At 48.7% G+C, this 24,929-nt stretch carries 20 protein-coding genes; 2 read left to right on the top strand and 18 right to left on the bottom strand.

Annotated elements, in window-relative coordinates; genetic code table 11:
• Positions 1 to 26: 26 nt before the first annotated feature.
• The gene (locus EKO24_RS20465; protein ID WP_143733269.1) at positions 27 to 1,577 is read right to left on the bottom strand and encodes an ABC1 kinase family protein; all 1,551 of its coding nucleotides are present in this window, start codon (positions 1,575 to 1,577) and stop codon (positions 27 to 29) included.
• A gap of 146 nt (positions 1,578 to 1,723) precedes the next feature.
• Between EKO24_RS20465 and EKO24_RS20460 the strand changes: the two genes are divergently transcribed.
• Positions 1,724 to 2,968: a vWA domain-containing protein gene (locus EKO24_RS20460; RefSeq protein ID WP_127028823.1), complete on the top strand. Its 1,245-nt coding sequence runs from the start codon at positions 1,724 to 1,726 to the stop codon at positions 2,966 to 2,968.
• Between the two features lie 66 nt (positions 2,969 to 3,034).
• On the opposite strand, the gene mtaB is transcribed toward EKO24_RS20460, so the two are convergent.
• The 6 genes from mtaB to EKO24_RS20430 all read right to left on the bottom strand — a co-directional run bounded on the left by mtaB (position 3,035) and on the right by EKO24_RS20430 (position 9,327).
• Entirely contained in the window at positions 3,035 to 4,333 is a 1,299-nt protein-coding gene (gene mtaB / locus EKO24_RS20455; RefSeq protein WP_127028822.1) for a tRNA (N(6)-L-threonylcarbamoyladenosine(37)-C(2))-methylthiotransferase MtaB, read from the bottom strand.
• A 118-nt stretch (positions 4,334 to 4,451) separates the two neighbouring features.
• Positions 4,452 to 5,681: a nucleoside recognition domain-containing protein gene (locus EKO24_RS20450; protein ID WP_127028821.1), complete on the bottom strand. Its 1,230-nt coding sequence runs from the start codon at positions 5,679 to 5,681 to the stop codon at positions 4,452 to 4,454.
• 325 nt (positions 5,682 to 6,006) lie between these two features.
• The gene (locus tag EKO24_RS20445; protein ID WP_127028820.1) at positions 6,007 to 6,738 is read right to left on the bottom strand and encodes a type III pantothenate kinase; all 732 of its coding nucleotides are present in this window, start codon (positions 6,736 to 6,738) and stop codon (positions 6,007 to 6,009) included.
• Positions 6,735 to 7,730: a bifunctional biotin--[acetyl-CoA-carboxylase] ligase/biotin operon repressor BirA gene (birA, locus tag EKO24_RS20440; RefSeq protein WP_127028819.1), complete on the bottom strand. Its 996-nt coding sequence runs from the start codon at positions 7,728 to 7,730 to the stop codon at positions 6,735 to 6,737. The genes EKO24_RS20445 and birA overlap by 4 nt, the downstream gene beginning before the upstream one ends.
• Positions 7,731 to 7,736: 6 nt before the next feature.
• Entirely contained in the window at positions 7,737 to 8,336 is a 600-nt protein-coding gene (locus EKO24_RS20435) for a PilZ domain-containing protein (RefSeq protein ID WP_127028852.1), read from the bottom strand.
• Between the two features lie 61 nt (positions 8,337 to 8,397).
• On the bottom strand, positions 8,398 to 9,327 hold the full coding sequence (locus tag EKO24_RS20430; RefSeq protein ID WP_127028818.1) for a peptidylprolyl isomerase: 930 nt from the start codon (positions 9,325 to 9,327) through the stop codon (positions 8,398 to 8,400).
• Between the two features lie 293 nt (positions 9,328 to 9,620).
• Here EKO24_RS20430 and EKO24_RS20425 point away from each other — a divergent pair, with 293 nt between their 5' ends.
• The gene (locus EKO24_RS20425; RefSeq protein ID WP_127028817.1) at positions 9,621 to 10,169 is read left to right on the top strand and encodes a ribonuclease E domain-containing protein; all 549 of its coding nucleotides are present in this window, start codon (positions 9,621 to 9,623) and stop codon (positions 10,167 to 10,169) included.
• 58 nt (positions 10,170 to 10,227) lie between these two features.
• Here EKO24_RS20425 and EKO24_RS20420 read toward each other — a convergent pair whose 3' ends face one another.
• The 11 genes from EKO24_RS20420 to EKO24_RS20375 form a co-directional block, all read right to left on the bottom strand.
• Complete coding sequence (locus tag EKO24_RS20420; protein WP_421743947.1) at positions 10,228 to 10,896, bottom strand: DUF2490 domain-containing protein; 669 nt, start codon at positions 10,894 to 10,896, stop codon at positions 10,228 to 10,230.
• A 128-nt stretch (positions 10,897 to 11,024) separates the two neighbouring features.
• Entirely contained in the window at positions 11,025 to 11,540 is a 516-nt protein-coding gene (locus EKO24_RS20415; RefSeq protein WP_127028815.1) for an NADH-quinone oxidoreductase subunit B family protein, read from the bottom strand.
• 9 nt (positions 11,541 to 11,549) lie between these two features.
• Positions 11,550 to 13,127: a hydrogenase large subunit gene (locus EKO24_RS20410; RefSeq protein WP_127028814.1), complete on the bottom strand. Its 1,578-nt coding sequence runs from the start codon at positions 13,125 to 13,127 to the stop codon at positions 11,550 to 11,552.
• The gene (locus tag EKO24_RS20405) at positions 13,124 to 14,587 is read right to left on the bottom strand and encodes a hydrogenase 4 subunit F (protein WP_127028813.1); all 1,464 of its coding nucleotides are present in this window, start codon (positions 14,585 to 14,587) and stop codon (positions 13,124 to 13,126) included. The genes EKO24_RS20410 and EKO24_RS20405 overlap by 4 nt, the downstream gene beginning before the upstream one ends.
• A complete protein-coding gene (locus EKO24_RS20400; protein ID WP_127028812.1) occupies positions 14,584 to 15,261 on the bottom strand; it encodes a formate hydrogenlyase in 678 nt (225 codons plus the stop codon). Before EKO24_RS20400 ends, EKO24_RS20405 begins: the two co-directional genes overlap by 4 nt.
• A complete protein-coding gene (locus EKO24_RS20395) occupies positions 15,261 to 16,205 on the bottom strand; it encodes a respiratory chain complex I subunit 1 family protein (RefSeq protein ID WP_127028811.1) in 945 nt (314 codons plus the stop codon). Before EKO24_RS20395 ends, EKO24_RS20400 begins: the two co-directional genes overlap by 1 nt.
• The gene (gene hyfB, locus EKO24_RS20390; protein WP_127028810.1) at positions 16,205 to 18,331 is read right to left on the bottom strand and encodes a hydrogenase 4 subunit B; all 2,127 of its coding nucleotides are present in this window, start codon (positions 18,329 to 18,331) and stop codon (positions 16,205 to 16,207) included. Before hyfB ends, EKO24_RS20395 begins: the two co-directional genes overlap by 1 nt.
• A 38-nt stretch (positions 18,332 to 18,369) precedes the next feature.
• On the bottom strand, positions 18,370 to 20,055 hold the full coding sequence (locus EKO24_RS20385) for a SulP family inorganic anion transporter (RefSeq protein WP_127028809.1): 1,686 nt from the start codon (positions 20,053 to 20,055) through the stop codon (positions 18,370 to 18,372).
• A 273-nt stretch (positions 20,056 to 20,328) separates the two neighbouring features.
• The gene (locus tag EKO24_RS23445) at positions 20,329 to 21,411 is read right to left on the bottom strand and encodes a TolC family protein (RefSeq protein ID WP_277752517.1); all 1,083 of its coding nucleotides are present in this window, start codon (positions 21,409 to 21,411) and stop codon (positions 20,329 to 20,331) included.
• The gene (locus EKO24_RS23440; RefSeq protein WP_277752516.1) at positions 21,333 to 21,755 is read right to left on the bottom strand and encodes an outer membrane factor lipoprotein domain-containing protein; all 423 of its coding nucleotides are present in this window, start codon (positions 21,753 to 21,755) and stop codon (positions 21,333 to 21,335) included. The genes EKO24_RS23445 and EKO24_RS23440 overlap by 79 nt, the downstream gene beginning before the upstream one ends.
• 5 nt (positions 21,756 to 21,760) lie before the next feature.
• Entirely contained in the window at positions 21,761 to 24,919 is a 3,159-nt protein-coding gene (locus EKO24_RS20375) for an efflux RND transporter permease subunit (protein WP_127028808.1), read from the bottom strand.
• Positions 24,920 to 24,929: the final 10 nt, after the last annotated feature.

Genomic DNA, 24,929 nt, shown 5'->3' with positions numbered 1-24,929 from the left:
CGCCCGGAGTTCTGTGCGAATAAACGTTACTCCAGCCAAACCCTATAAGTTTTTTGCCCGTCTTCAAAAACAAACAATTGCTGAGGTGTAATTCCGTTGGCACGGATCGAATTGCCCAATTGCTTCAGATCGATGGTTCCCGAATCCGTGATGCGTTCCAATACGTCTTCAGGAATAAGATGCTCTAAATCAAGCACTGCTTCGGCGGGCATTTTAAGCGCAACGCGTTGCTCGCCGCCTTCGCTGACGCGGACGCAGAGCTCGGTGGCTTGCTGATCGAAGCTCAATAACTTGGTTGTCTGCTCGTGGCAGACAACCGGCAATTCATACGCTATCGCCTGCTGGATCAGGTCCTTGCCGACCGCTTGCTGCAATAATGTCCACCACGGCAGCTTAACGTCCAACTGTTGTAATTGCTGGATCAAACCCTGGAAGGCGCGCATCAGTAAAAACAGGTCGGACGGCCCGGCCGACCTGAACCACCAGCGAAAATCGCCGAGCAAGTCGTTAACGCCCTGCCCTAATTGCCACTGTTCGGAATCAAACGCATGGTTTATCAAAAAAGGCCGGAATAATATTTGGCATAAGGCGGGCAACGAACCGCTGATCGGCGCCAGTTTTTTACTGTCAAAACCCAACGCTGCAAAACAATCCAGCGGGTTGGTAGGATTCCGCTCGCGGCAGCCGACGATCAGTTTTAGTAGCGCTAGTCTGCGTTGTTCGGCAATGCTGATTGTGCAGCCGTAGTCGAGCAATGTCACTTGCACTTGGCCGTACTCGTCGCGGCTGTAAAAAACGTTGCCAGGATGCGGGTCGCCGTGTACTTCGCCGGCCACAAATAGACTTTTAAACAACGTCAGCATCAGCGTTTGGCCGATAGCCCGACGGTCCTGTTCCGGCCAGTTGCCGGTCTTGTCGATCAACACGCCTTCCGCCCGGCCTTGCACCAGCACCCTTTCCCGGCATAAGTCCATATACACTTTCGGAACGTTCAGCCCAGGAACGGGTACAGTTTGCCTGAAGTAATCCTGTCTTTGCGCTTCCGAGCGGTAATCCAGCTCGCGATGCATATTGTCGCGCAGGCTTTTTTTATACGCATCAAGATCGAAACCCCAGCGATTGACCGGTCCCACGCCGGGCATCAGGCCGACCAGGCGCAATTCCGCATCGACCGCATCGCCAATATCCGGGTAGCGGATTTTTACCGCGACCTTATCGCCGTTTTTAAGCACGGCCGGATGCACTTGCCCGAGAGATGCCGCCGCGACGGCCGGCTCGATAGAGCGGAAGATTTTTTTGTATTTTTGTCCAAGTTCTGCTTCAAGCAGCGGAATCATCGCTTTTAACGGCAACGGTTCTATGCCTTCGACAAGTTCCTGGAACGGCGTCGTGCCGTCGTTTCCGGCAAATAATTGTCCTACTTTCATCGTCATGCCGCGCGCGTCGGCGAACAGTCCGGCCAGCGCTTGTTTGGCGAGCAGGCGTTCGGTTTCGCTTTGGCTGCGTTGGAGCTTTTTGGCGGCCAGTCCGATGCGGAAGAATTGCAGGGCGCGTTTTGCTGTGTTGAGGATAGTCATGGTATTTGAGTTTTGCTGATTTTAAGTTTGCCATGCAAAAACGGAATAATAGACCCAAAGCCATTATAGATGCACAGCCCGGAATCAGTTACACTCCTGATCGCATTGATTAAATCGATGTGGTCATCTCTTGTTAAGGTCTACATATGAATATAACTAAAGGTCAACGCTTTCCGTTAGCCCGGATAGTACAAAATAATGAGTCTTTTCAAATTGCTACCAACATTAAGACTCCTGGATTAGCCCTTGACTTTGCATGCTTTGGTTTAGATGCAGCCGGTAATCTATCCGATGATCGCTACATGATATTTTTTAATCAACCGGAAACACCTTGCGGCGGCATTAAGCTTTCCGTTGTTAATGAGGACCCCGTCGCTTTTCAGTTATGTCTGCATCAATTACCCCAATCTATTGATCGACTGATAATAACCGCATCGATTGATGGTCAAGGAACAATGCAGCAGATCAACGAGGGTTATTTACGATTCCTATACGGTTCCCAGGAAACGGCACGCTTTGCTTTTACAGGCGCTGATTTTCAACAAGAGAAAGCATTAATGCTAGGCGAACTGTACCGTAAAGATGGTGAATGGCGATTTAGCGCCGTTGCACAAGGTTTTAACGGCGGCTTAGAAGCATTGGTCAACTATTTTGGCGGCGAGGTCGCAAAGGCAACGCAAACAGTGGCTGCTAAGGTGTCATTGGAAAAGAAAATAGCAGCTCAAGCCCCGAAGCTGATCGACTTGGCTAAAAAGGCAACAATTTCATTAGAAAAGCACCATTTGTCATCCACCACCGCACGCGTAGGCTTGGTTCTGGATGCATCCGGCTCCATGCGTAGTCAATACAGCACCGGCAAGGTACAAAGTGTTATTGAACGCCTATTGCCGTTAGCGGTTCATTTTGATGACGATGCGGCACTGGATGTTTGGGCGTTTTCGACACGCCCTCTTGCTTTGCCGGAGGCTACCCTGGAAAACTATGCGGATTATATTAACACCGCTGAATGCGGCTGGCGCAATTGGGGAATGATGGGCATCAACAATGAACCGCTGGTTATTCAACAAGTTATTGACCATTACCAAAACACACGTTTACCGGTATTGATTATTTTTGTCAGTGACGGCGGTATCAGTCAAAACAATAAAATCAAACAACTATTAACAGATGCCGCCCAATTACCCATTTTTTGGCAGTTTGTCGGTATTGGTGGACGTAATTACGGGATTTTAGAAAAACTCGATACCTTATCCGGACGAATCGTCGATAATTGCGGCTTTTTTGCTTTGGATGATCTCAACAGCGTCAGTGAACAAGTGTTGTATGACCGTTTATTGAGTGAATTTCCTTTATGGTATAAGGCCGCCAAAGTTAAAAATATTGTGAATTAGTCGGATGAATTGAGTAACTTCGTCTCGCTTAGGAAGCGTTACGAAGAAAAATATAAAATTTCTTAGTTATTGTGGTGGTCCCACCAGCTCCCCAACCACATAACCCTCATCAACCGCCGCCACAACACAATTAATCGTCCGATTCTCCACCGACATATCATTGCCGATCACGCAACCGACGCGAAGATAATTCGGCGTATAACCGAACACCCGTTGCTTATCATCGTCCAATGCCTCGGTATAGCCTTCCCATAACACCGGAAATTCATTGCCGACATTATCCGCAAAAAACTTCAGCTTCATTTCTTCGGCCAACTCGTGCAATTGCCTGCTGCGCTGTTTTTTTATCTCGTTGCTCAGTTGGTTAGGCAAGCCGGCGGCTTTGGTGCCTTCGCGGCTGGAATAGGTGAAGATATGAATATGGCCGAAACCGATTTGCTTGATGAAATCAAAGCTCTGTTGCCACTCTTGTTCGGTTTCGCCGGGAAAGCCGACGATAATATCGGTGGTGATATTAAAGTGCGGAATTTTTGCGCGCAGTTGCTTAACAATCGCGGCGAACTCCGCAGTTTTACAACGTCTTGCCATGCGGCGCAGCACAGTATCCGAACCGCTTTGCAACGGCAAATGCAAATGCGGCATCAGGCGGGGATTGTCGAACAACTCGAAAAAATCGTCCGGCAGTTCCCAAGGTTCCAACGAACCTAATCTAAGCCGGGGAATGTCGGTTCCGGCCAGAATGGCTTTGATCAAATCGGACAGATTGTTACCCAAATCGCTGCCGTAACCGCCTAAATGCACGCCGGTCAAAATGACTTCAGTGATACCTTGTTTATGCAGCGCATTGATTTCGTCGATGACCGCCTGTACCGGTCGGCTGTTTTCCTCGCCGCGCGCAACGGTAACGATGCAGAATGTGCAGCGGTAACGGCAACCGTCCTGCACTTTCACAAAAGCGCGCTGCCTGCCGCGTGTGAACAGCGATATTTCACCCGGTTCTGTCGATAAGGCCGGCATGGTGTCCATGTTCAGCTCGGTCAGGGCTTTTTCGACCAATTGGTCTTTATCCTTGTTGCTGACGATCAAATCGACTCCCAACAACGATGCGGCTTCATCTTCGTTCAATGTCGCGTAACAACCGCTAACCACGAGTTTGGCTTGAGGGTTATCGCGATGGATGCGGCGTATCAGTTGGCGTGATTTCCTGGCCGCATCCTGCGTTACCGCGCAGGAATTGATCACGATCAGTTGGGCGGCTTCGGCGTGCTTGGTAATTTGATGACCGGATTTTTGAAAAGCTTGGGCCCAGGTTTCCAGTTCGGCTTCGTTAAGGCGGCAGCCGAGTGTTTTAAGATGAACTTTCATTTTACGTATACAGCAGTTAGAAAAAATAGAACGCGGATGACACTGATTAGACGGATTTAAACGGATTTTGTTTTTTGTTATCCGTGCCGATCAGTCAAATCCGCGTTCCATTATAAAATCAGCCAAAGAACCAATAGGCAACGAATATGGAGGCAACGACGCCCGCAAAATCCGCTATTATCCCACAGGCGGCGGCATGACGAATATGTTTGATGCCGACCGAACCGAAATAAATCGCCAGTACATAAAAGGTAGTTTCAGTGCTACCCTGCACGATGCATGACAAGCGTCCGGCAAACGAATCCGCCCCTAAAGTTTTCATCGCATCGATCATCATCGCCCTGGCCCCGCTGCCGCTGAACGGCTTGATCAAGGCGGTAGGCAACGCATCGACAAAGCGGTCGTCGATCATGAAGTAACGCACCGCAGTTCTAGCTAAATCGGCCAACAACTCCAATGCGCCGCTCGCCCTGAATACGCCGATTGCAACCAGCATCGCGACCAGATAAGGAATGATCGTCGTCGCGGTATGAAAACCTTCTTTCGCGCCTTCAATAAAGGCTTCGTAAGCGTTGATCTCTTTATGTATAGCGCCCAGAATAAAAGCGATGACCAATAAAAACAGCAGCAAATTGCTGATAAGCGCCGATTGCTCGAGCATCTGCTGCTGCGGCAAGCTGGAAAAATAAGCCAATAGGCCGCCGACCGCCAATGTAATGCCGCCCAGATAAGCCATGATGACTTTATCGAACAAATTGATTTTTTGCACGAACGCGACGGCCAGCAAACCTGCCAGCGTAGACATATAAGTCGCAATCAGGATCGGGATAAATACATCGGTCGGGCTCGCCGCCCCTAACTGGGCGCGGTAAGTAAAAATCGTCACCGGGAACAGCGTAACGCTTGAGGTATTGATCACTAAAAACAGGATTTGCGCGTTGCTGGCGGTTTCAGGATTCGGATTCAGGGTTTGCAGTTCCTGCATTGCCTTGATGCCGAGCGGCGTTGCGGCATTGTCCAAGCCCAGTGCATTGGCGGAAATATTCATTACGATCGCGCCCAAGGCAGGATGGCCTTTCGGTACATCGGGCATTAAGCGGCTGAATAACGGCGTCAGGCTTTGGGTCAACAACTGGATGAATCCGCTCTTTTCGCCGATGCGCATAATGCCCAGCCATAAGGCCAATACGCCGGTCAAGCCCAGCGATATTTCAAAAGCCGATTTCGACAATGCGAACATCGCTTCGATGATCCGCGCAAAAATCTGCTGGTCGCCCAAGAAAATCAGTTTAAATAAGGCGGTGCAAAAAGCGATTAGGAAAAAGCCGATCCAGATGATGTTTAGCACGGTAGGAGTAAGTTAGATATGGGGTATTTAGTACGCAGAAAAATGGAACACAGATGGTACGGATTTTTAGCCCGCCTCCGGTTTGTTTGAGTTTTTATACCCAAAGGGCATTAAGTAGGGTTTGAGCGGGCAAGCCGCTCAACTCAGCTTTATAGCCAAAGGCCATAAGTTTCGTTTGAGCGGGCAAGCCGCTCAACTCAGCTTTAAATCCGTGCTTATCCGTTTAATCCGTGTTCTATTAAGCATACGCTGAGTAGTTACGATATGGGAATAATGAGGCGTTTTTCCACTAAAACAGTGGAAGCAAGACGGCCTCCCGGACAGTTCAAGTATGCCCTTCCAAAACACACAGCAATCCTTGCAGCACTAAATCCGGCTCAACGATAGATGCCACCTCAAGATGTCCGGCGATAAGTTCAGCGTCGCCGCCGGTTAAAATCAAGCGCATAGTCACTGGATACTTTGTTAGCACATGCTCAATTAAGCCAATAGCCGACGCCAGAGTACCGCTGTAGATTGCAGCCTCGGTATAGTTAGCCAGCGCGAATGCATGTTTTGTTTCGCTAAACGGCAGCGCCTCCGTACCTTGACCGAGCGATGCTTTCATCAACGTCAAACCGGGGCTGATCAGGCCGCCTTGATGCCTGCCATTCGCATCGATTAAATCGACGGTAATGGCCGTTCCGCAATCGACTATACAAGCCGGACTTCGATATTTATGCCATGTCGCAATTAAAGACAGCCAGCGGTCGACGCCGAGCCTTTCCGGTTGTTGATAGGCGTTAATAATACCGAAAGCCTGGGACTGTGATTTAACCAGGATAATATCGACATCAAGCCAAAGCCCGCGCGCTACGGTCTGGACCAATTCGAGCAAGCGATTTGCACTGACGCAGGAAATGGCAATACGCCGGGGGCGGTAGATGCCTTTCCAGAGTTGAATCAGTTCATCCCGATCAATCCGGTTGTTGGGTAGAGGCGGCCCCGCCATAATCAGACCTGCGGTTGTTACCGCCCATTTAAGCCGGGTATTGCCCATATCTATCAACAGATTCATTGCGCCGAACCGTTGAAACTGACTTCACCGGAAGCAAATGTCTGCACGCTGCCATCGGGACGCTCAATTAACAGCATGCCGTTATCGTCGATGCCCTGCACGATGCCCTCAAACTGTTGCTGACCGATAAACAACGTCGCAGGTTTGCCGGATAAACAATCATAGCCGCACCATTCATCGAGATAGGCTTTAATGCCGACATTTTCATATTCGGCAATAACCGGCAGCAAATGGTTCAACAAGGTGCCGGCCAGTTTATTCCTGGGCAACCGGCTTTGCCCGGTAATTTTAGCCAGATCGGTCCAAGCTTGGGCGATGCTTGCAGCTTCGGTTTCCGGCAAAAACAAATTCAATCCCAACCCAATCACTGCGCTGCACGGGCCGCCAGTCTCGCCCGAGACTTCAACCAGGATGCCGCCCAGTTTTTTACCCTGACTGTAAATATCGTTAGGCCACTTGAGGCCAATATCGCTGATTTGCTGCTGTTTTAAAGCCCTGATCACGGCCACGCCGATAGCCAGGCTTAAGCCTGAAATAGCGGCGGGCCCTTGCTGAAAACGCCAAAGTATCGACAAGTAAATATTACTTCCGTAAGGCGAAACCCATTGCCGCCCTCGCCTGCCTTTACCGGCGGTTTGATGCTCTGCAAAGCAAACGGAGCCCGAAAGCGCGTTGTTTTGCGCACGTTCTACTAAATAACGGTTAGTTGAGTCGATTTGATCATGAATTTCAAACGATGAAATTAACCTGGAGGCTTGATCGTTAATCGCTTCGTTGATTTTTGACGCGTCCAGCAATTCCAATGGATTTTCGAGACGATAACCCTTGCCGCTGACGGCTGAATGTTGCAAGCCTAATTCGGCCAAACCGCTCAGTTGTTTCCAGACCGCCGAACGGCTAATACCTAATACCTCGGCCAATTCAGTACCGGAATGAAACTCCCCGTCAGCCAGTAAGGCAAGGATTTTTTTTTGCTTGTCTGAAATATTCACAGCCGCTTAAGAAATCTGTTTCTTATCCCTGATCTGATGCAATTGTTCTTTAACTACATATTTAATCAGCATTTCCCTATCCTCGTCTTTCATATTAATAAAATTAACGCCAACAACGTAAGGATACTGGCTATTATCGGATTGACTATTTTTGCAATAAATAACTTTTCCGTAAGTGACTATGGCTGTCATATACGATATCAGCAGTATTTTGATCTCCAGATAATCGCCCTCTTTAAGTATTTCTTCGCAATCGAAAGCGATACCGGTTGCGCTGATATTAACATTGCGGGTGTTGTTTTCCTTGAAATCCGATCCTTGCATCATAATAGCTTGAGCAAGAAGATCGATTTTTTTATCAACTATCCTTAAGTAATCCGCGACTTCCGGCATGCTTTTCTCCAACCTGTACAATAACAGGTTGGATTCCTCCGATACGGTTTCAAGCGCCGTAGTCAGCGAACAACTGTTCAAAATATTGTCGGAAACATGGTGCGGTTCTTCGGCCAGTTTTGCATCTATTTTTTTATAAAACAGATTAACTTCGTCATCAATTCGAAAAAAGCCTCTCCGGTCTTCCGATTTTGTCGTATTGATGTTATCCATCATCTTCAGCCTCTAAACTTAATATCTAAGCTATGAATTATCTTGAAGCGCTAAAAGCCAATCAATAACCTTTTGCTGCCGCTGCTGCAAGATAGTCGGATAAGGAGCCCAAGGACATAATCTGGTTTTGAGAAGCCGAACCGAGGTAATACACCGTTCCATTGGCTGTAGCAATATACGATTTTGTTGTTGGATAATAACGGTAATAGTAAATGCCGGAAGTCGAGGAAGCGGAACTAACAGGAGATAGTACGCTGCCTGTTGGAAAAGAATTGGCGGGAGACAAATACTCCGGATAAAGTCCTTCCAGATAAGCAAACACACGATCGGAATCGCTTTCGAGCTTGGAATGATTAGACGTAACCGAGTTAATCATGACCAAGTTGGATTCTTTTATAGAAGTTCCTGTTGCAGGAATACTGATAAGCGGTAAGTTTGAAAATACGCCATTAGTTCCACCACCGTTAACAACTTGCAAAGCCGCAATTGCATCGACAGCCGCCATCCCTTTTCCAACCACTTGGCCGAATACGGTAAAGCCTCCGTTTTGAGAGTCGAGATTTGCCGAGTTATCCGCCAAATTGAAAAACCACTGGTTGGTCGCGCTATTAGGATCTCCGCCAAGCTTTGCCATCGCAATGGTGCCGCGCAAATTGGACCGGCTGGGGCTGAATTCATTCACAACCGGAGTTCCGGAAGGAATCGTTTTCACTGTATTATTGGTCGATCCATCCCAAACATACCCTCCGCCTTGAATAATAAAACTCTTCATACTGCGATGGATAAATGAGCGGTTATAAGCGCCGCTATCGACATAACTTAAAAAATTCGCAACCGTCAATGGCGCAGCCGAATCGAATAACTGTACATCAATGACTCCCAATGATGTCTGCATGCGGACGACGGTTGTTGAACCGACGACGGGAAAGAACAGTAAAAAAGCTAGAACTAGCTTGGTAAATGACAGCTTCATACGTTGAATAATACTCATGGTTTTACTAGAAAATAATACAAATATTCTATCAGAGTGACCGGCTTATGCACGGTTAATTGCCGTCCATTAAATACATTCGTTTTGGTTTAAATAATTTTGCATAACGTGTAACCGGCCGTTGTATTCGATAAATTAAATACGGATTTATAACTCCCGTTGCAGCTTACGATTCCGGCAAGACTCCATCCGATAAGATTCGCCGATATATATTGTCCCTATCTCCAATTCATGGTAGTTTTTAAAACACTTTAACATCTAATAATTACAACTTGAATCGGGAGAGATCCATCATGAAAACCGTACTTGAAAGTTTATCCGGACTTGTTTCGTCGCTGACGGCAATATTCTGTCCGAAAAAACAGGAAGCATGCTCAGCGAAAGAAACACCGGTCAGCGCCCCCGCCCCCGAAGCTAAAGCTGCTGAACAGCAAAAACAACAGCCCGAACCGGAAATAAAACCGGTTGCAGATGTTGAAGTCAATGCTGAACCTACGGCCGTAAACTCACAAATAACCGATACGGTAGCTGTTGCTTCTACCCCAGCGCCTGAGCCCGTCAAACAACCTGTTGAAACGCCTGCGCCTGTAAAGCAGCAAGCAAAAGAGGCGCCGGCACCAACTGTAGAAAAAGATATTGAGTTTCCTGAAGATTCAATACTGAAGCGCCATTATTTCACTCATATATTCACTATGGTTGAAGCGCTTTCTCCTGAATGCCCTGAGGATTCCGTTTTACGCCGCCACCACTATACGTTGCTGATCAGTGAAATCGATCAATGCCTGCATGATAAAAAAGCCATGGAAAAGCTGATTAATGATTATCAGCATCTCAGCGCGTAGAATCTGCTAATCCGTAGATTGGGAGAGAATAATCCCTCTCCCTTTATCCCGACCGCTCTTAAAAATTGATAAATAACGATCCCATGATCAAGTGGTGCATCGTATTGTTAGTGTGAGTAGCGTCATCCAAATATTGGTTAAGATACCCTGCCTCAGCCCGAAAACTCTTATTAAAACTCCAACCGAGGCCTGCAAAGGCACGGTTCTGGTCGAAACCGGACTGCCCACCGAACTTTGTTGAATTTACCCGGATGAAAAACTCGTCCCAGGTAATCAGGCTTAAACGCGGCTCAAATTCAAGCGGGTGCATAAAGCGCAGCATCTGGCGCGGCCTGAAACGAACATCGTCGCCTTGAATAAAGTTGCTTTCAAACATCGTTCTAAACGTGAAAGTTCCCATATCGGTAGGCAAGACATAGCGAAACGCCGGCCAGACATCTTGCTGAGAAACGTAGCTCTTACCGACGTTTTGGGTAGGCAACCATGTGTAGCCGGCCCAAATAGTCGCCCTGTCGCTGAGCGAATAACCCACCGCCGTCCGCACCATACCTTGATACCAATGGTTCCAGTTGTCATCGAAACGGGATTGGCCTTCCAGCCAGATACGGCCTTTTTCCAACTTAGGGTCCACAACTTTCAGGCTACCCTCGCCGACAATCTGCAACCAGCTGCCGGCATCCTGAAGCAAATCGTCAGCCGTAGAAGCAGTGCTGAAAGAACCTAACATCAAGGCCGCGATTGCCCATGTTTTCACTTTTTTAACCATGTTATTTACCTATAGCAGTTTTGACAGTTCCCGATAACCGCGGCCCTGTCCCATTTTTGTAATTATTTAGCGTTCAACAGGAATAGCTACTAAGTTTTAGCGCTAATTAAACCCAACAAGCCTTTCATCAACGCCAACGGCGTAGGCGGACAGCCGGGAATCGTCAGGTCGACCGGAATCACGTTGGATACCACGCCGCAACTGGCATAAGAAACGCCAAACTCGCCGCCGCAGGCCGCGCAATCGCCGGCTGCAACCACCCATTTCGGGTTCGGCGTTGCTTCGTAAGTACGAAGCAACGCGGTCTGCATGTGTCTTGAAACCGGCCCGGTGACAAGCAACACGTCGGCATGTCTTGGCGAAGCCACAAAATGAATACCGAAACGTTCAATATCGTAAAAAGGATTATTCAACGCATGAATTTCAAGCTCGCAACCGTTGCAGGAGCCGGCGTCGACTTGGCGTATCGCGATGCTGCCGGAAAATTTCTTGTCAATGTGGGTCTTAAGCTCAATACCCAATTGTTCAAGTTCGGCATCTTTCGGGGCTTTAATTTTTTCTGTGACAACGCCCGTGGTCAGGATTTTTTTAAAAATTCTCAGCATTTTCCTTTCCTATAAATCATTGCCTGAATAAGAGCCGTTCACGGATTTATTGCATACAGGAAAATCCGGCACGATATTATTCAACACCAGTTTTTCCAATGCAGGCCAGTTCAATTGGCTGGGGTCGCGCGGATAAAAACGGGCGATTTTGTTGCCGGCCTCAAAACGAACATAGGTGATAATTTCGCCACGCCAGCCGTCAACAATACCCAGGCCCTCAGCGCCGGCCGATGGCGTTTGCCATTCAGTACGAATATCGCCGTCGACAAGCCGCTCGATAAATTCTCCGATTAATCGTAAAGACGCCCTGATTTCCTTGTACCTAACCCATAATCGGGAGGCGATATCGCCCTGATTTTCCAACGCGACTTTAACTGTAACTTGATCGTAAGGCGCATAAGGCGCATCCCGGCGCACATCAAAGTCTTGTCCGCTGGCTCGGCCGACGTAACCGACCGTTCCGAATGCGGCGGCGATTTCTTCAGACAGGAAACCGGCCGTGTATAAGCGATCTTCCAGCGAAGAATTCAGGTCCAATGCCAGAATGACCTCGTTCAACTCATTTTTTAATTCAACAAGCTCTTTCTTGATCAGCGTGCAGGACTCATCCGACAGTTCGCATGCAACACCGCCGGGAACGATGCTGTCCATCAACAAACGATGACCGAAAACCGTCGCATTGGTGCGCAGCCAGAGTTCCCTCAAACGGGTAAATTGCATTTGCGCGAATACAAACGCGACATCGTTACAAATCGCGCCTATATCGCCCATGTGGTTGGCGACGCGCTCCCGTTCCGCCAGAATGCCTCGAATCAGTGCGGCGCGAGCAGGAACGACAATGCCCGCGGCTTGTTCCATTGCCATGCAGGCGGCCCAACAGTGCCCAACGGTAGTGTCGCCGGAGATGCGGCCGGCCAATCTGGCCAAAGATTCAGGCTCCCTGCCTTCGGCAATTTTTTCTATGCCTTTATGCACATAGCCCAAACGCTCTTCAAGATTCAAGATCAGTTCGCCGACAGCCTGAAACCTGAAATGACCGGGTTCGATAATACCGGCATGAACCGGGCCAACCGGAATTTCATAGGTACCCGCACCATGGGATTTAATAAACGGATAATGCATATCGGGCGCGGTAATGCCAACCGGTGTGCCTTGGACCGGAAAATCTTTCCGTAACGGATAGTTATGTTCAATCCAAGCCTGATGCCGCGTCCAGCGCCTGTTATCGGGGTGGCCGCTAAACCTGATACCGAACATATCCTGAGTATGGCGCTCGCTGCGGTTCGCCGCCGGATAAACTGTCGCCTGGCTTGGCAGTTCGGGATTTGAAGCGTCCACACCTGTTCGTAGCAGAATATATTTACCCTGTTTTTCAAAACAGGCGTTGACCAAGAACCGGTCCTGAACCTGTTCGGCCCATCCGGCCGCCCAACGCAGCTTTTGCCGTAGCGCAATTTCCGCAAAGCGTTGCCATGCATAGTTGTCAATTTGCCACAATGTTACATCGGATGAAATGGCGCTCTCGGCGACAGTCATATCCGCGCTTAGTTCGCTTAAAAAATCCTCAGTCCAATTTAACGAACTCATAACGGCGTACTCCCGGAAATCAATAATGTTGCCTGCGAGAACCAGTTACCCAGAAAACCGGGAATAGCCAAGCCCAGCCACAGCACCAGGGCCAGGTGTATCATGACCGGCCATAAGTTAGCCGTAATCGGTTGTTGATCTTTAGGCTTTTCACCGTAAACCATCGGTTGTATATGCCTGAACAGCCCGGCAAAGGCGATGCCGATACCGACCAGCAGCGGCAGCGTCAACCAGGGATAACTGTGCATCGTTGCCAACAGCACCAGGAACTCGCTGGTAAACACCCCGAACGGCGGAAAACCGGCAATGGCAATGGTGCCGATCAACAATCCCCAACCGATCTCCGGTTGGGTTTTAATTAACCCGCGGATCTGGTCTATTTTTTGGGTTCCTGCAAGCTGCGACGCATGACCTACCGTCACGAAAATGGCCGACTTGGTCAACGAATGCACAGTCATATGCAGCAACGCGGCAAAAGTCGCCAGCGCTCCGCCGATGCCGAATGAGAATGTCATCAAGCCCATATGCTCGATCGACGAATAGCTGAACAGTCTTTTGATGTCTTTCTGCCGGTGCAGCAATATCGCCGCGACCAGGAACGACAGCAGGCCAAAACCCATCATCAGGTAACCGGCCATATTCGAATGTGTCGCACCGTCGACCAGCATTTTATTGCGCACGACCGCGTACAACGCATCGTTCAGCAGCAAGCCGGACAACACCGCCGACATTGGCGTCGGGCCTTCGGAATGGGCATCCGGCAACCAGTTATGCAACGGCACCAGGCCGATTTTTGTGCCGTAACCGATCAGCAGGAACACAAAACCGATTTCAAGGATCTCGGGATTCAACTTGACCGCGTTTTCATAAAGCACCGACCACAGCAGCGCGTTCTCGCCGTCGCCGATTTGCACCGCCGCGTAGTACAACAAAATAGTCCCGAACAACGCTTGGGCGATGCCGACGCCGCACAAAATAAAATACTTCCAGGCCGCTTCGATGGACTCCGGGGAGCGATACAAACTGACCAGCAATACCGTAGCCAGTGTAGCGCCCTCCATCGCCACCCACATAATACCCATGTTATTGGTCGTCAAAACCAAGTACATGGCCAGCATAAAGCCCTGATACATCGAATGATAAAGTTTTAAGCGTTTGTCGTTGAGCTTGCCGATTTCCTTTTCGTGCTCCATATACGGCGACGAAAATATCGACGTGGTCAGCCCGACAAAAGCCGTCAATACGATCAAATACACATTGAACGGATCGACCAGGAAAGCCTTGCCGGATGAAACAATCGTACCCTGGTTCAACACATTGATCGCCAACCAGATCGTCGCCAATAAACAGACGGCGTTGAACTGGACGTTCAATTTGCCGGTGTTTTCCTTATGACCCGACAACGCGAAAAACACGATGCCGACCAACGGTATTAATAAGACTAAATAGGCGGCGATCATTTATCCACCTCATGCAACTTATTCAGCAAATCGACATCCAGCGAATCGATGCTGGTGCGAATATGCAGAAAGAAAATGCCGAACAGCACCGCTGCGACCAATACGTCAAATGCAACGCCCAGTTCAACCACCATCGGCATACCGTTGGTGGCAACGACCGCGGCGAAAAACAAGCCGTTTTCTATCGACATAAAACCAACCACATGGGCGATAGCCTGCCGATGAGAAATCATCAACAGCATGCCCAGCAGCATCACTGAAAGACTGACTGCCAATGCATTCAACATAACCACCGATGAGGACTGCACAATCGGATGCAATACGTAATAACTGAACACCATCAAGCTGGCTCCGCCCAGCATCACAGCAGTATTATTTTTTAGCGCTTCAATATCGCGATGCATATTCATCCGCAACACCTCGCGTCTTAACATCCACGGAATAAAAATGACTTTCAGCACCAAAGTCAGCACTGCTGAAATATAGAGATGATGATTATTCAAGCTGTATGCGGCCAATGCTGTCGTTACGGTTAATAAAAAACCCTGCATTGCAAAGCCGAAAATCAGCCGCAACAATCTTCCCTGCCCCAACATAAGAAACGAGGTAAGCCCTATCAGCGCAGCCATTGATAGAATGGCTTGCGTATAAAAATCCAGTTGTTCAATATTCATCAGCGTGCCGCCTCCAAAATAATGTGACTCAACAATCCGAGCAACCCGAGTAAATAAGCAAAACTGAGAAACTCCTGAACGCGAAATAAACGCATTTTTGCAACCAGTGTTTCGGCTATCGCCAGAAAAATCGCCAGCAACGCGAGTTTGCCGATAATTGCCAGCAAGCCATAAGCTAAAGCTTGCATGCTAAAGGCTTCGGCGATGCCCCACGGGAAAAAGATATTCGCGATCAATACGCCGTACAGCATTAGCTTCAACTGGCTTGCCCACTCGATCAGCGCCAAATGACGGCCGCTGTATTCAAGAATCATCGCTTCGTGAATCATCGTCAGTTCCAGGTGCGTCGCCGGATTGTCGACCGGAATGCGCCCTGTTTCGGCGACCGCAACCAGTGTCAAGGCGGCTAACGCAAAGACAAACGAAGGCCTCAGCACCAAACCTTCATTCAATACATGGGTGATAGCAAACGATAAATTGGTTGTTGAAGCAGTCATCGTCAGCGTAAAAATAGCCATCAACATGGCCGGTTCGGCCAACGAGGAAATGGTCATTTCCCGTGACGAGCCCATGCCGCCGAATGCGGTGCCAACATCCAACCCGGCCAATGGCAGGAAAAATCGGGCAAAAGCGAAAAAACCGACCATTACAATCACATCGGCGCTGGCCGAAGTCGGTAAATCAACGGCAATGAACGGCACGACGGTTGCCGCCAGCACAGTCGCCGAGAAAATAATGTACGGCGCCTTGGTAAACAACCAGGAAGCCTGCTCCGCAACGACCGGTTGCTTGCAATTTAATTTAAGCAAATCCCGGTAGGGCTGGAAAACGGACGGCGCTTTGCGATTCTGTAAACGGCATTTGCAGCATTTAACCCAACCTGCCAGCAACGGCGCCAGTAAAACAAATAACGTGGTTTGCAAAATAGCGATTAACCAGTTCATTAGCTGACCACCCATAACATAATAATTAACGTCACAAACGAATAGCCCAGATAAACACGGATATTTCCGGTCTGAATGCGACCCACCAATTGCGCTAATTTGTTTACCCCGCGTTCAACCGGCTGATATAAATGCGGCCAACTATGGTCCTGAATCCGCAAGTGGTAATGAACGGCCGCAACATCCTGGTCCATTGCGCCTTGCATGTCTTTATCGATCCGCTCGTCAATAATCCAGACTTTGGCGAAAATCCGCCGTAAAGGCATCGTAAAAGCGCTACTGCTGTATTGCATACGGGGCGTTACGCCGCCAAAACCGCAATCCCAGGTTTCAGCACGGCGCAGTGCCGTCGCAGGATTACGCCGCAGATACCAGAAACTGACGCCGCCGGCAATCAGCGCACCGATCAGAACCAAAGGCGGAGCATAAGAAGCTTGAGTTGTAGAAACCGGCGCCAACCACAGCCAGCCTAACGCGGCGTCGTTCGGCAAGGTTTGACCTAATAATTGTCCGGCAACACTGTTGATCAGCGTGATGACCGGGCCGGGGAAAATTCCGAATAAAAAGCACAAACCAGCCAATAACGCAGGGCCTGCGAGCATGCCGTTATCTTGGACTTCATGCGCTTTCTCGCAGTGATGTGAACGCGGCTGTCCCAGGAAAATTAAACCGAACACTTTGACAAAACAGGCTGCCGCCAACGCCGCCGTCAGCGCCAATGCAGCCGCGGCGACCGGGATCAGGCTGCGCAATACGCCATTGTCCAGCACGTCGACCTGCAACGCGGTCTGGAACGCCAGCCATTCCGAAACAAAGCCGTTAAACAACGGTAATGACGAGATGCTCATGCAGCCGATTAAGAATAACGCGCCGGTTTTCGGCATCTTTTTGATCAATCCGCCCATCATGTCGATATTTAACTCATGGGTTTGATGATGAATCATGCCTGCGCCCAAAAACAGCAGGTTCTTGAACAGCGCGTGATTGAAAGCATGGAATAACGCCGCCAAAAAGCCCAGCACAGCCAACTGCGGATGACCGTTTGCCATAAAAATCATCGACAGCCCCAACACCATGAAAATAATGCCGACGTTCTCGACTGAGCTGTAGGCTAAAAGGCGCTTTAAATTAGGCTGCATCATCGCGTACAAGATACCGCCGAGTGCGGAAAGAGTACCCAATATCAGCAACACTACGCCCCACTCCCAATGCACCTCGCCGAGCAAATCAAAACAAAAACGGATCAGGCCGTAAAGCGCGACTTTAAGCATTACGCCGCTCATTAGCGCGGAAATATGCGAAGGTGCGACAGGATGCGCTTCCGGCAGCCAGACATGCACCGGGACAATGCCGGCTTTCATGCCGAAACCCAGCAATGCCAGCATAAAAGCGATGCCGGCCCAGGTTGGCGATAGCTGCGATTCGCGCAAAGCATCGAAAGTGAAACCGCCGGCAAAACTGGCCAGTACGCCGAAACCCAAAATAATGGCTAACGCTCCGACTTCCGCCATCAGCAAATAAAGAAAAGCGGCGCGGCGATTGGCCGGGTTTTCATGCTGGAACGCGACCAGGAAATAACTGGCGACCGACATCAATTCCCAGGCGATCATGAAAAAGAACGCATCGTCGGCCAGCAACACCAATAACATTCCGGCAACAAACAGTCCGGTAAATAAACTTAAGATTGCAAAAGGATGCTGATTTTCCTGATAACTGTTCACATAGCCCGGTCCGTAAAAACTGACCGCGCCGACCGCAATACCGACGATCAGGAAGAAAAAACCGGACAAACAGTCAAAGCGGACATGCCACGGCAGCCACGGCAAGCCTAAACTGACCTGGTCGGTAATAAGCCCTTGACCGATCATTACGCCGACCCCGGCCAACACCGCAAAAGCGCCGGATAATCCTAGTAAAACAAATACCGCTTGCCTTAAAAAAACCGGAAAACGCTTTTCTTGCAGACAATCAATAATCAAAGCCCGGCAGTTGTGATTATCGCCGGGAAATTTTTTAAACCAATACTGGCTAAACAGTATCAGATGCCGACGGTGATGCATCGCTAATCCCAACAAGCCTGAAAAAAAGCTTAGAAGAACGGCGCTATAAGCTAATACAAGGATCATAAATTTCTCGCTATTCAATATGGAACACGATATTTCCTTTATACGCCATGATGATCGCTTTTACGACGGCTCATGTTATTGCGTTTCATCCTGCGCACGGCTAAAGGATGTTCCGAGAAAGTATCATGATACTCCATGCCGAAAAACTTGCATTTTCCGCCCTGCCCTTCATAACTATGTTGAAAGTTATGAATAAACTCCATCACCGTGTGATCTATCAGGTAGGCGTTGTTCAATTGAAAGATGACTGTCTTGCCGCTTTCCAGGTTGGCTAGCGCAGTCTTCAGCGCCATGAAGTTAGAAAAAATCGCGGAACCTACTATGGAAACCACAACAGAATCGACGTCTCTCGGTTCAATTACAAAATGAATTTTGAACAGATTATTCGGCCTGACGCCGCGCAACATGTGAATAGCAAACTTGGTCAGAATGCCGATACCGACACCTATCAATAAATCGGTCGCCAACACGCCGATAATAGTCACCACGAACATGAACAACTGCTCTTTCCCTACGCCCATGACTTTAGCGAACTCTTTCGGCGAAGCCAGGCGAAAGCCGGTGTAAACCAATAGCGCCGCCAGAGCAGCCAACGGGATGCTATGGATTAATCGCGGAAACAACACCACGAACAACAACATAAAAGTGCCGTGAAAGAAATTGGCCCATTGGGTTTTCGCGCCGTTATTGACATTAGCGGAACTACGCACGATCTCCGCAATCATCGGCAAACCGCCAACCAGGCCGGACAACAGGTTACCGGCGCCGACCGCTGTTAAATCGCGATCAAGGTTGGATTGGCGTTTGTAAGGATCAAGTTTATCCACCGCTATCGCACTGAGCAAACTCTCCAAACTGCCAACCAAACTGATGCTGACCACGGCTTCCCAAAACTCCGGGGTGGCGAATTTTGAAAAATCCGGAAAATAAAAACTGGACATAAAGTTTTCCGGAATTGCGACCAGGAATTTCGGGCCGACCGTTTCTTCATGATGCTGTAAAAAACTGGCATCCGGCAGGAACAAATACATGTGGTCATGTTCCAGGTCAAAATACTGTGCTAAAGCCATCCCCGCCAACACGACAATAAGCGGTGCCGGGATCATTTTTAAAGTCGGATTTTTTATCATCGACCAAACAATCAATATCGCCAAACCGGTAAAACCGATAATCGCAATTTCATGGTTAGGATCCATAAGACTATGCGGAATTTGCGCGATAGTTGAAAACAGGCTGCTGCCTTTTTCCGGCGTAGTGCCGAGCATCACGTGGATTTGCTTAGCCATAATGATGATGCCGATCGCCGCCAACATGCCGTGCACGACCGACGCGGGGAAGAACGAACTCAACCGTCCGGCTTTAAATACGCCCAGTAAAATCTGCAACACACTGGCGACCACAATAGCCGCCAACGCATAACGATAACCCGCCATTGCATCGCCTTCCCCCAACTCCTGGACGGCGCCGAGCACCACAACAATCAAGCCCGCGGCTGGGCCGTTAATAGTTACAAACGCTCCGTTAATACGCGAAACCAGCATTCCGCCAATAATAGCCGTAATAATGCCTGCCGATGGAGGGAAGCCGGAAGCCATCGATATGCCCAAGCACAACGGCAGGGCAATAAGAAAAACAAGAAAACCGGATAGCAAATCGCTACGCCAGTTTTCTTTTAACCCGGCTAAACCGGACTTCGGTAACGCTAACAGGGATGCACCGCTCATACAAATCCTCGCAATGATAAAAAATTCTAATTACCCTGCAAGCGATTATCGTGCCAACTCAAAATATCCTTATAAACAACTGATTTTGAATATTAATATTAGCGTTATACGACTAAAAACAGGAGACGAGTGTGTGCAAAACAACCTATCGGTTGTTTTGCACCGATGAAAGGATACAGGGAGCGTAACGCTTAGAAGATGTATAGCCGGTAATGGCGCAGGTAATTATCAAACCATTTTTCGCTGCTAAAACAGCGCGTACCGGAGAATCTGTTATCTCCAGCCGCCGCCTAATGCTTTGTAAATATTAATTGCCGATAGCCGTTGCCGTTTGGTCGCCTCGATTAATTCAAGGCTGACTTGCAAGGCGTTCTGTTGCGCCATAAGCACCTCTAAATAACTTGCCCTGGCATATTTATAAAGCTCGTTAGAGGTCTCGACAGCCTGTTTCAACACTTCGCTTTGCTGCTTTTTTAGCGCGTTAATTTGCTGCAAATTCCGAATATTGGAGAGTTCATTGGCTACCTCAACATAGGCGTTCAAAATAGCTTTCTGATAGTTATACATGGAGATCAGCTGATTAGCCTTCGCGGTGTTGAACTGAGCCGCCAACGCATTCATATTGATTAGCGGAGCAACCAAAGTTCCCATCGCCGAATAGGCGATTGAGGCCGGCGATGAAAATAAAAACTCGGGATTGAAGGCCTGAAAACCGAAACTCGCCGTAATGTTAAAATTCGGGTAAAACGCGGCTTTGGCTGCTTTTAAATCGAACTTGCTGGCCTCAATCTGGAATTCCGCTTCACGCACATCGGGGCGGTTCGCCAATAATTGCGAAGGCACGCCTGCTGAAATTTGTTGCGGCATGTCTTTGAAGAAAACATCTTTCGCCCGCTCAATGACTTGCGGATAGCGCCCTAACAGAAAGTTAATTTTGTTTTCGGTTTCGGTAATTTGTTGCAGCGTATTTTTTTCCAATACCTGGGTATTGAGCAGCTGGGCATTAAATTGCTGCACCGCTAATTCATTTGCTCTGCCCGCTTCTTTCTGAAGTTTAACAACCATCAACGCCTCCTGCTGTTTTTGGATGGTCTGCTTGATGATGTCCAGTTCATTATCCAATGCCAGCAGTTCGTTATAGTAAATGGCAACATCGGCGACAAGATTCGAAATGACAAAGTTTGTCCCTTCGATACTGGACAGATAGTGCGAAATGGCCGACTTGCGTTGGTTTCGTAGCTTGCCCCAAATATCGACCTCCCAGGATGACTGCAAGCCTACATACATATCGGGCAAATTGACCGGAACGGTTTGGCCGGGTGTGATTTCGGTACTGGCGTTACCGGCCCCATCCATTGTATAGAGCCCGAACCTGCGGACACTGCCTCTACATTCAAACTGACTTTCGGCAGCAGTGCGCCGTTTGCCAATTTCACGCTGGAGCGCGACATTTCAATGCGCTGTAATGCTATTTGCAAATCAATGTTGTTGCTTATAGCCGTATCAATCAGCTTTTGCAGCCGCACATCGGCAAAGTATTGTCGCCACTTGACGCCAGCCATTGAAGTGCCGCTTTTTTGATTTTTGAAACTTGCCGGTATTGCCTTTTCCGGAATGGATAAGTTGGTATTTAGCGAACAACCACTGAAAGCTATCAGCAATAACGACATGCCAAAGGGGTAAAAAATTCTAGTTTTCATCAGTGTTAAATAGTTTCAGTGAATGCGGCTTCTTCTTTTTTTTCGCCGCGATGATGCTTTTCTGCCAGGGTTGCAAAGACCACATATAACCCCGGAATGACAATGACCCCGAAAATAGTCCCAAAAATCATGCCTCCCGCGGCGGCGGCACCTATGGTATTGTTGCCTATCTCTCCTGCGCCTGAGGCAAATATTAATGGAATAAGACCGGCAATAAAGGCAAACGAGGTCATTAAAATGGGCCGCAAGCGCAGCACGCCGCCTTCAACTGCCGCTTCAAACGGCGTTTTTCCTTGGCGGTGTTGCAATGTGGCAAATTCAATGATCAGAATGGCGTTTTTACCGAGAATACCGATGAGCATGATCATTGCTATTTGCGCATAGATATTATTTTCCAAGCCCATAATCATCAGAAAAAACAAAGCGCCGAACACGCCGATAGGCAGCGATAGAATCACCGCAAAAGGCAATAGAAAACTCTCGTATTGCGCGGCAAGCAACAAATAGACGAACAGCAAACAGATTGCAAAGATATAGATGGCTTGGTTGCCCGCATTGGCTTGATCGCGCGACGAACCAGCCCAGTCGTAGCCAAAACCTTTCGGCAATTTTTCCGCCGCCACTTCCTTGATCGCCGTAAGCGCCTGTCCACTGCTGTAACCCGAGGCAGGCTGGCCGTTGACCATGGCCGAAGTGTACATGTTGTAGCGGGTGACCTGTTCCGGGCCGTAGACTTTTTCGATACTCAGAAAAGATGAAAAAGGTACCATTTTTCCTGCGTCATTCTTAATATATAGCATCATCAGATCTTCAGGCTCTGCACGGTATTCCGGCAAGGCTTGCACCATGACCTTATACATCTGGCCGAAACGGATGAAGTTGGTTGCATATTCACTTCCGATCAGTGTTTGCAGAGTACTCATCGCATTGTCAGCAGTAACACCTTTTTGTGCGGCTTTGTCGCCGTCGATATGCAATACAAATTGCGGAAAATTAGCATTGAAAGTGGTAAAGGCATTGGTAATCTCGGGCCGCTTATTTAATTCTTTGACAAAGGCTTCTGCGGCTTTCTGCAATTTTCCTAAATCATCGGAACCGGTTTTATCCAACAAGCGCATTTCAAATCCGCTGGAATTACCGTAGCCCGGCACCGGCGGCGGTGTGAAAAATTCCACACTGGCATCTTTGATATGCCTGGTTTTTTCTTTCAACTCGCGAATAATGTCTTTGTCGGAAGCTTCGCGTTCCTCCCAATTTTTCAAGCTGATCAGGTTCATACCATAAACGGCGCCAGTGCCTTCCGATAGAATACTAAATCCGGCAAGGCTTGAAACCGAGGCTACCCCTTTAAGTTCCGATGCTGCGCGTTGAACCTCATTGGACACTTTTTCGGTGCGTTCCAGCGTTGCGCCTGAGGGTGTGGTGATATTGGCGTATACCGTGCCTTGGTCTTCCTCCGGGATAAAACCGGTTGGAACGGATCTCCCGATTAGGCCGGCGCCGGCCGAGAAGCCCAGCAATATTGCAAAGGTGATGACGCTACGGTTTCCGATTGCGCTAATTAGCACCTTGTAACGATCGGCCAGTCCGTCATACCAACGGTTGAAACCGGCAAAGAATTTTTGCATGCCGGTCTTTTTGCCATGAGAGTTGTCGTGTAGATTCTTCAGAAACATCAAGCACAACGCAGGGGTCAGCGTTAAGGCGGTAATCCCGGAAAGTACGATAGAGATCGTCATGGTCAACGAAAACTGCCGGTAAAAAACCCCTTCCGGACCTTCCATGAACGCGACCGGCAAAAACACTGCCGACATGACCAGCGTGATTGCGATGATCGCACCGCTAATTTCACGCATGGCACTTTCCGTTGCTCGTTTCGGCCCCATGTGCGAATGCTCCATTTTGGCATGCACCGCCTCAACCACGACAATGGCGTTGTCGACGACGATGCCGATGGCCAGCACCAATGCAAACAGCGTGACGAGGTTCAGCGAAAATCCGAGCAATTGCATGAAGAAAAAAGTGCCTACCAACGACACCGGCACGGCAATGATGGGTATCAGTGTCGAGCGGAAATCCTGCAGGAACATGAACACCACCAAAGCCACCAGTATGAAGGCTTCGAATAATGTTTTGAGTACTTCGTGAATTGAAGCGTCCAAAAACTCGGAAACGTCATAACTTACCGTATAGGTCATGCCTGGCGGAAAAGAAGTGGCTTTAATTTCAGCCATGGTCTTCTTGATATTCTCGATGATGTCTTTGGCGTTACTACCAGGACGCTGCTTCAACATAATGGCGGCAGAAGGGCGGCCGTTTTCCTTGGAAAGTACGTTGTAATCCTTAGAATCGAATTCGATTTCGGCCACATCTTTCAAGCGAATAATTTCACCGTTCTCAGCACTGTTCAAAACGATGTTTTCATAACCCTCCTTGGTATTATATTTACCGGTATATCGCAAAACGTATTGCAGAGACTGCGCTTCCTTACCCGAGCTTTCGCCGATTTTTCCAGGCGCAGCTTCCACGTTTTGGGCCTGCAGTTTTTCAATGATTTCTGTTGCTGAAATGTTGTACATTACCAATTTATCGGGTTTCAACCATACACGCATCGCATATTCGCGGGAGCCCAAGATTTCGGCAAAGCCGACGCCTTCTATTCTTTTCAGCTCTTTTAAAATGTTGATATCGGTGAAGTTGAATAGAAATTTTTCATCTAATGTCGGGTCAGAGCTGAGGATATTGAGGTAAAGCAGCATGGCGTTTTGCACTTTTTCGACGATAACCCCTGCCTTGATCGCTTCCGCGGGCAATTCGTCCAATACCGCTGACACCCGGTTTTGGACGTTAACGGCCGCTACGTCCGGACTGGTGCCCGGTTTGAAGATGATACTAATCAGGCCACTGCCGTCGTTACCGGCAACCGATGACATATAGGTCATGCCCGGCACACCATTGATCGCCCTTTCGAGCGGCGTAATGACGGCTTTGACGACTACTTCGGCATTGGCGCCGGTAAATTTTGTCGTGACAGTGACCTCAGGCGGAGCGATGTCGGGAAATTGAGTGACAGGAATCCGGGTTAACGCTAATAAACCCATTAGAGTAATAAGCACCGATATAACAATAGACAATACCGGACGATGAATAAATTTAGATGTCATAGTAATATCG

The organism is Candidatus Methylobacter oryzae (assembly GCF_003994235.2).
Taxonomy (GTDB): domain Bacteria; phylum Pseudomonadota; class Gammaproteobacteria; order Methylococcales; family Methylomonadaceae; genus Methylobacter_A; species Methylobacter_A oryzae.
This window is presented reverse-complemented; position numbering and strand designations above follow the sequence as displayed.

Excerpts from the sequence above, each read along its gene's own strand:
- EKO24_RS20465 (WP_143733269.1), bottom strand. The coding sequence starts at position 1,577 with ATGACTATCCTCAACACAGCAAAACGCGCCCTGCAATTCTTCCGCATC.
- EKO24_RS20460 (WP_127028823.1), top strand. The coding sequence starts at position 1,724 with ATGAATATAACTAAAGGTCAACGCTTTCCGTTAGCCCGGATAGTACAA.
- mtaB (WP_127028822.1), bottom strand. The coding sequence starts at position 4,333 with ATGAAAGTTCATCTTAAAACACTCGGCTGCCGCCTTAACGAAGCCGAA.
- EKO24_RS20445 (WP_127028820.1), bottom strand. The coding sequence starts at position 6,738 with ATGAATCTGTTGATAGATATGGGCAATACCCGGCTTAAATGGGCGGTA.
- EKO24_RS20435 (WP_127028852.1), bottom strand. The coding sequence starts at position 8,336 with ATGGATAACATCAATACGACAAAATCGGAAGACCGGAGAGGCTTTTTT.
- EKO24_RS20430 (WP_127028818.1), bottom strand. The coding sequence starts at position 9,327 with ATGAGTATTATTCAACGTATGAAGCTGTCATTTACCAAGCTAGTTCTA.
- EKO24_RS20425 (WP_127028817.1), top strand. The coding sequence starts at position 9,621 with ATGAAAACCGTACTTGAAAGTTTATCCGGACTTGTTTCGTCGCTGACG.
- EKO24_RS20420 (WP_421743947.1), bottom strand. The coding sequence starts at position 10,896 with ATGTTAGGTTCTTTCAGCACTGCTTCTACGGCTGACGATTTGCTTCAG.
- EKO24_RS20415 (WP_127028815.1), bottom strand. The coding sequence starts at position 11,540 with ATGCTGAGAATTTTTAAAAAAATCCTGACCACGGGCGTTGTCACAGAA.
- EKO24_RS20410 (WP_127028814.1), bottom strand. The coding sequence starts at position 13,127 with ATGAGTTCGTTAAATTGGACTGAGGATTTTTTAAGCGAACTAAGCGCG.
- EKO24_RS20405 (WP_127028813.1), bottom strand. The coding sequence starts at position 14,587 with ATGATCGCCGCCTATTTAGTCTTATTAATACCGTTGGTCGGCATCGTG.
- EKO24_RS20400 (WP_127028812.1), bottom strand. The coding sequence starts at position 15,261 with ATGAATATTGAACAACTGGATTTTTATACGCAAGCCATTCTATCAATG.
- EKO24_RS20395 (WP_127028811.1), bottom strand. The coding sequence starts at position 16,205 with ATGAACTGGTTAATCGCTATTTTGCAAACCACGTTATTTGTTTTACTG.
- hyfB (WP_127028810.1), bottom strand. The coding sequence starts at position 18,331 with ATGATCCTTGTATTAGCTTATAGCGCCGTTCTTCTAAGCTTTTTTTCA.
- EKO24_RS20385 (WP_127028809.1), bottom strand. The coding sequence starts at position 20,055 with ATGAGCGGTGCATCCCTGTTAGCGTTACCGAAGTCCGGTTTAGCCGGG.
- EKO24_RS23445 (WP_277752517.1), bottom strand. The coding sequence starts at position 21,411 with ATGGATGGGGCCGGTAACGCCAGTACCGAAATCACACCCGGCCAAACC.
- EKO24_RS23440 (WP_277752516.1), bottom strand. The coding sequence starts at position 21,755 with ATGAAAACTAGAATTTTTTACCCCTTTGGCATGTCGTTATTGCTGATA.
- EKO24_RS20375 (WP_127028808.1), bottom strand. The coding sequence starts at position 24,919 with ATGACATCTAAATTTATTCATCGTCCGGTATTGTCTATTGTTATATCG.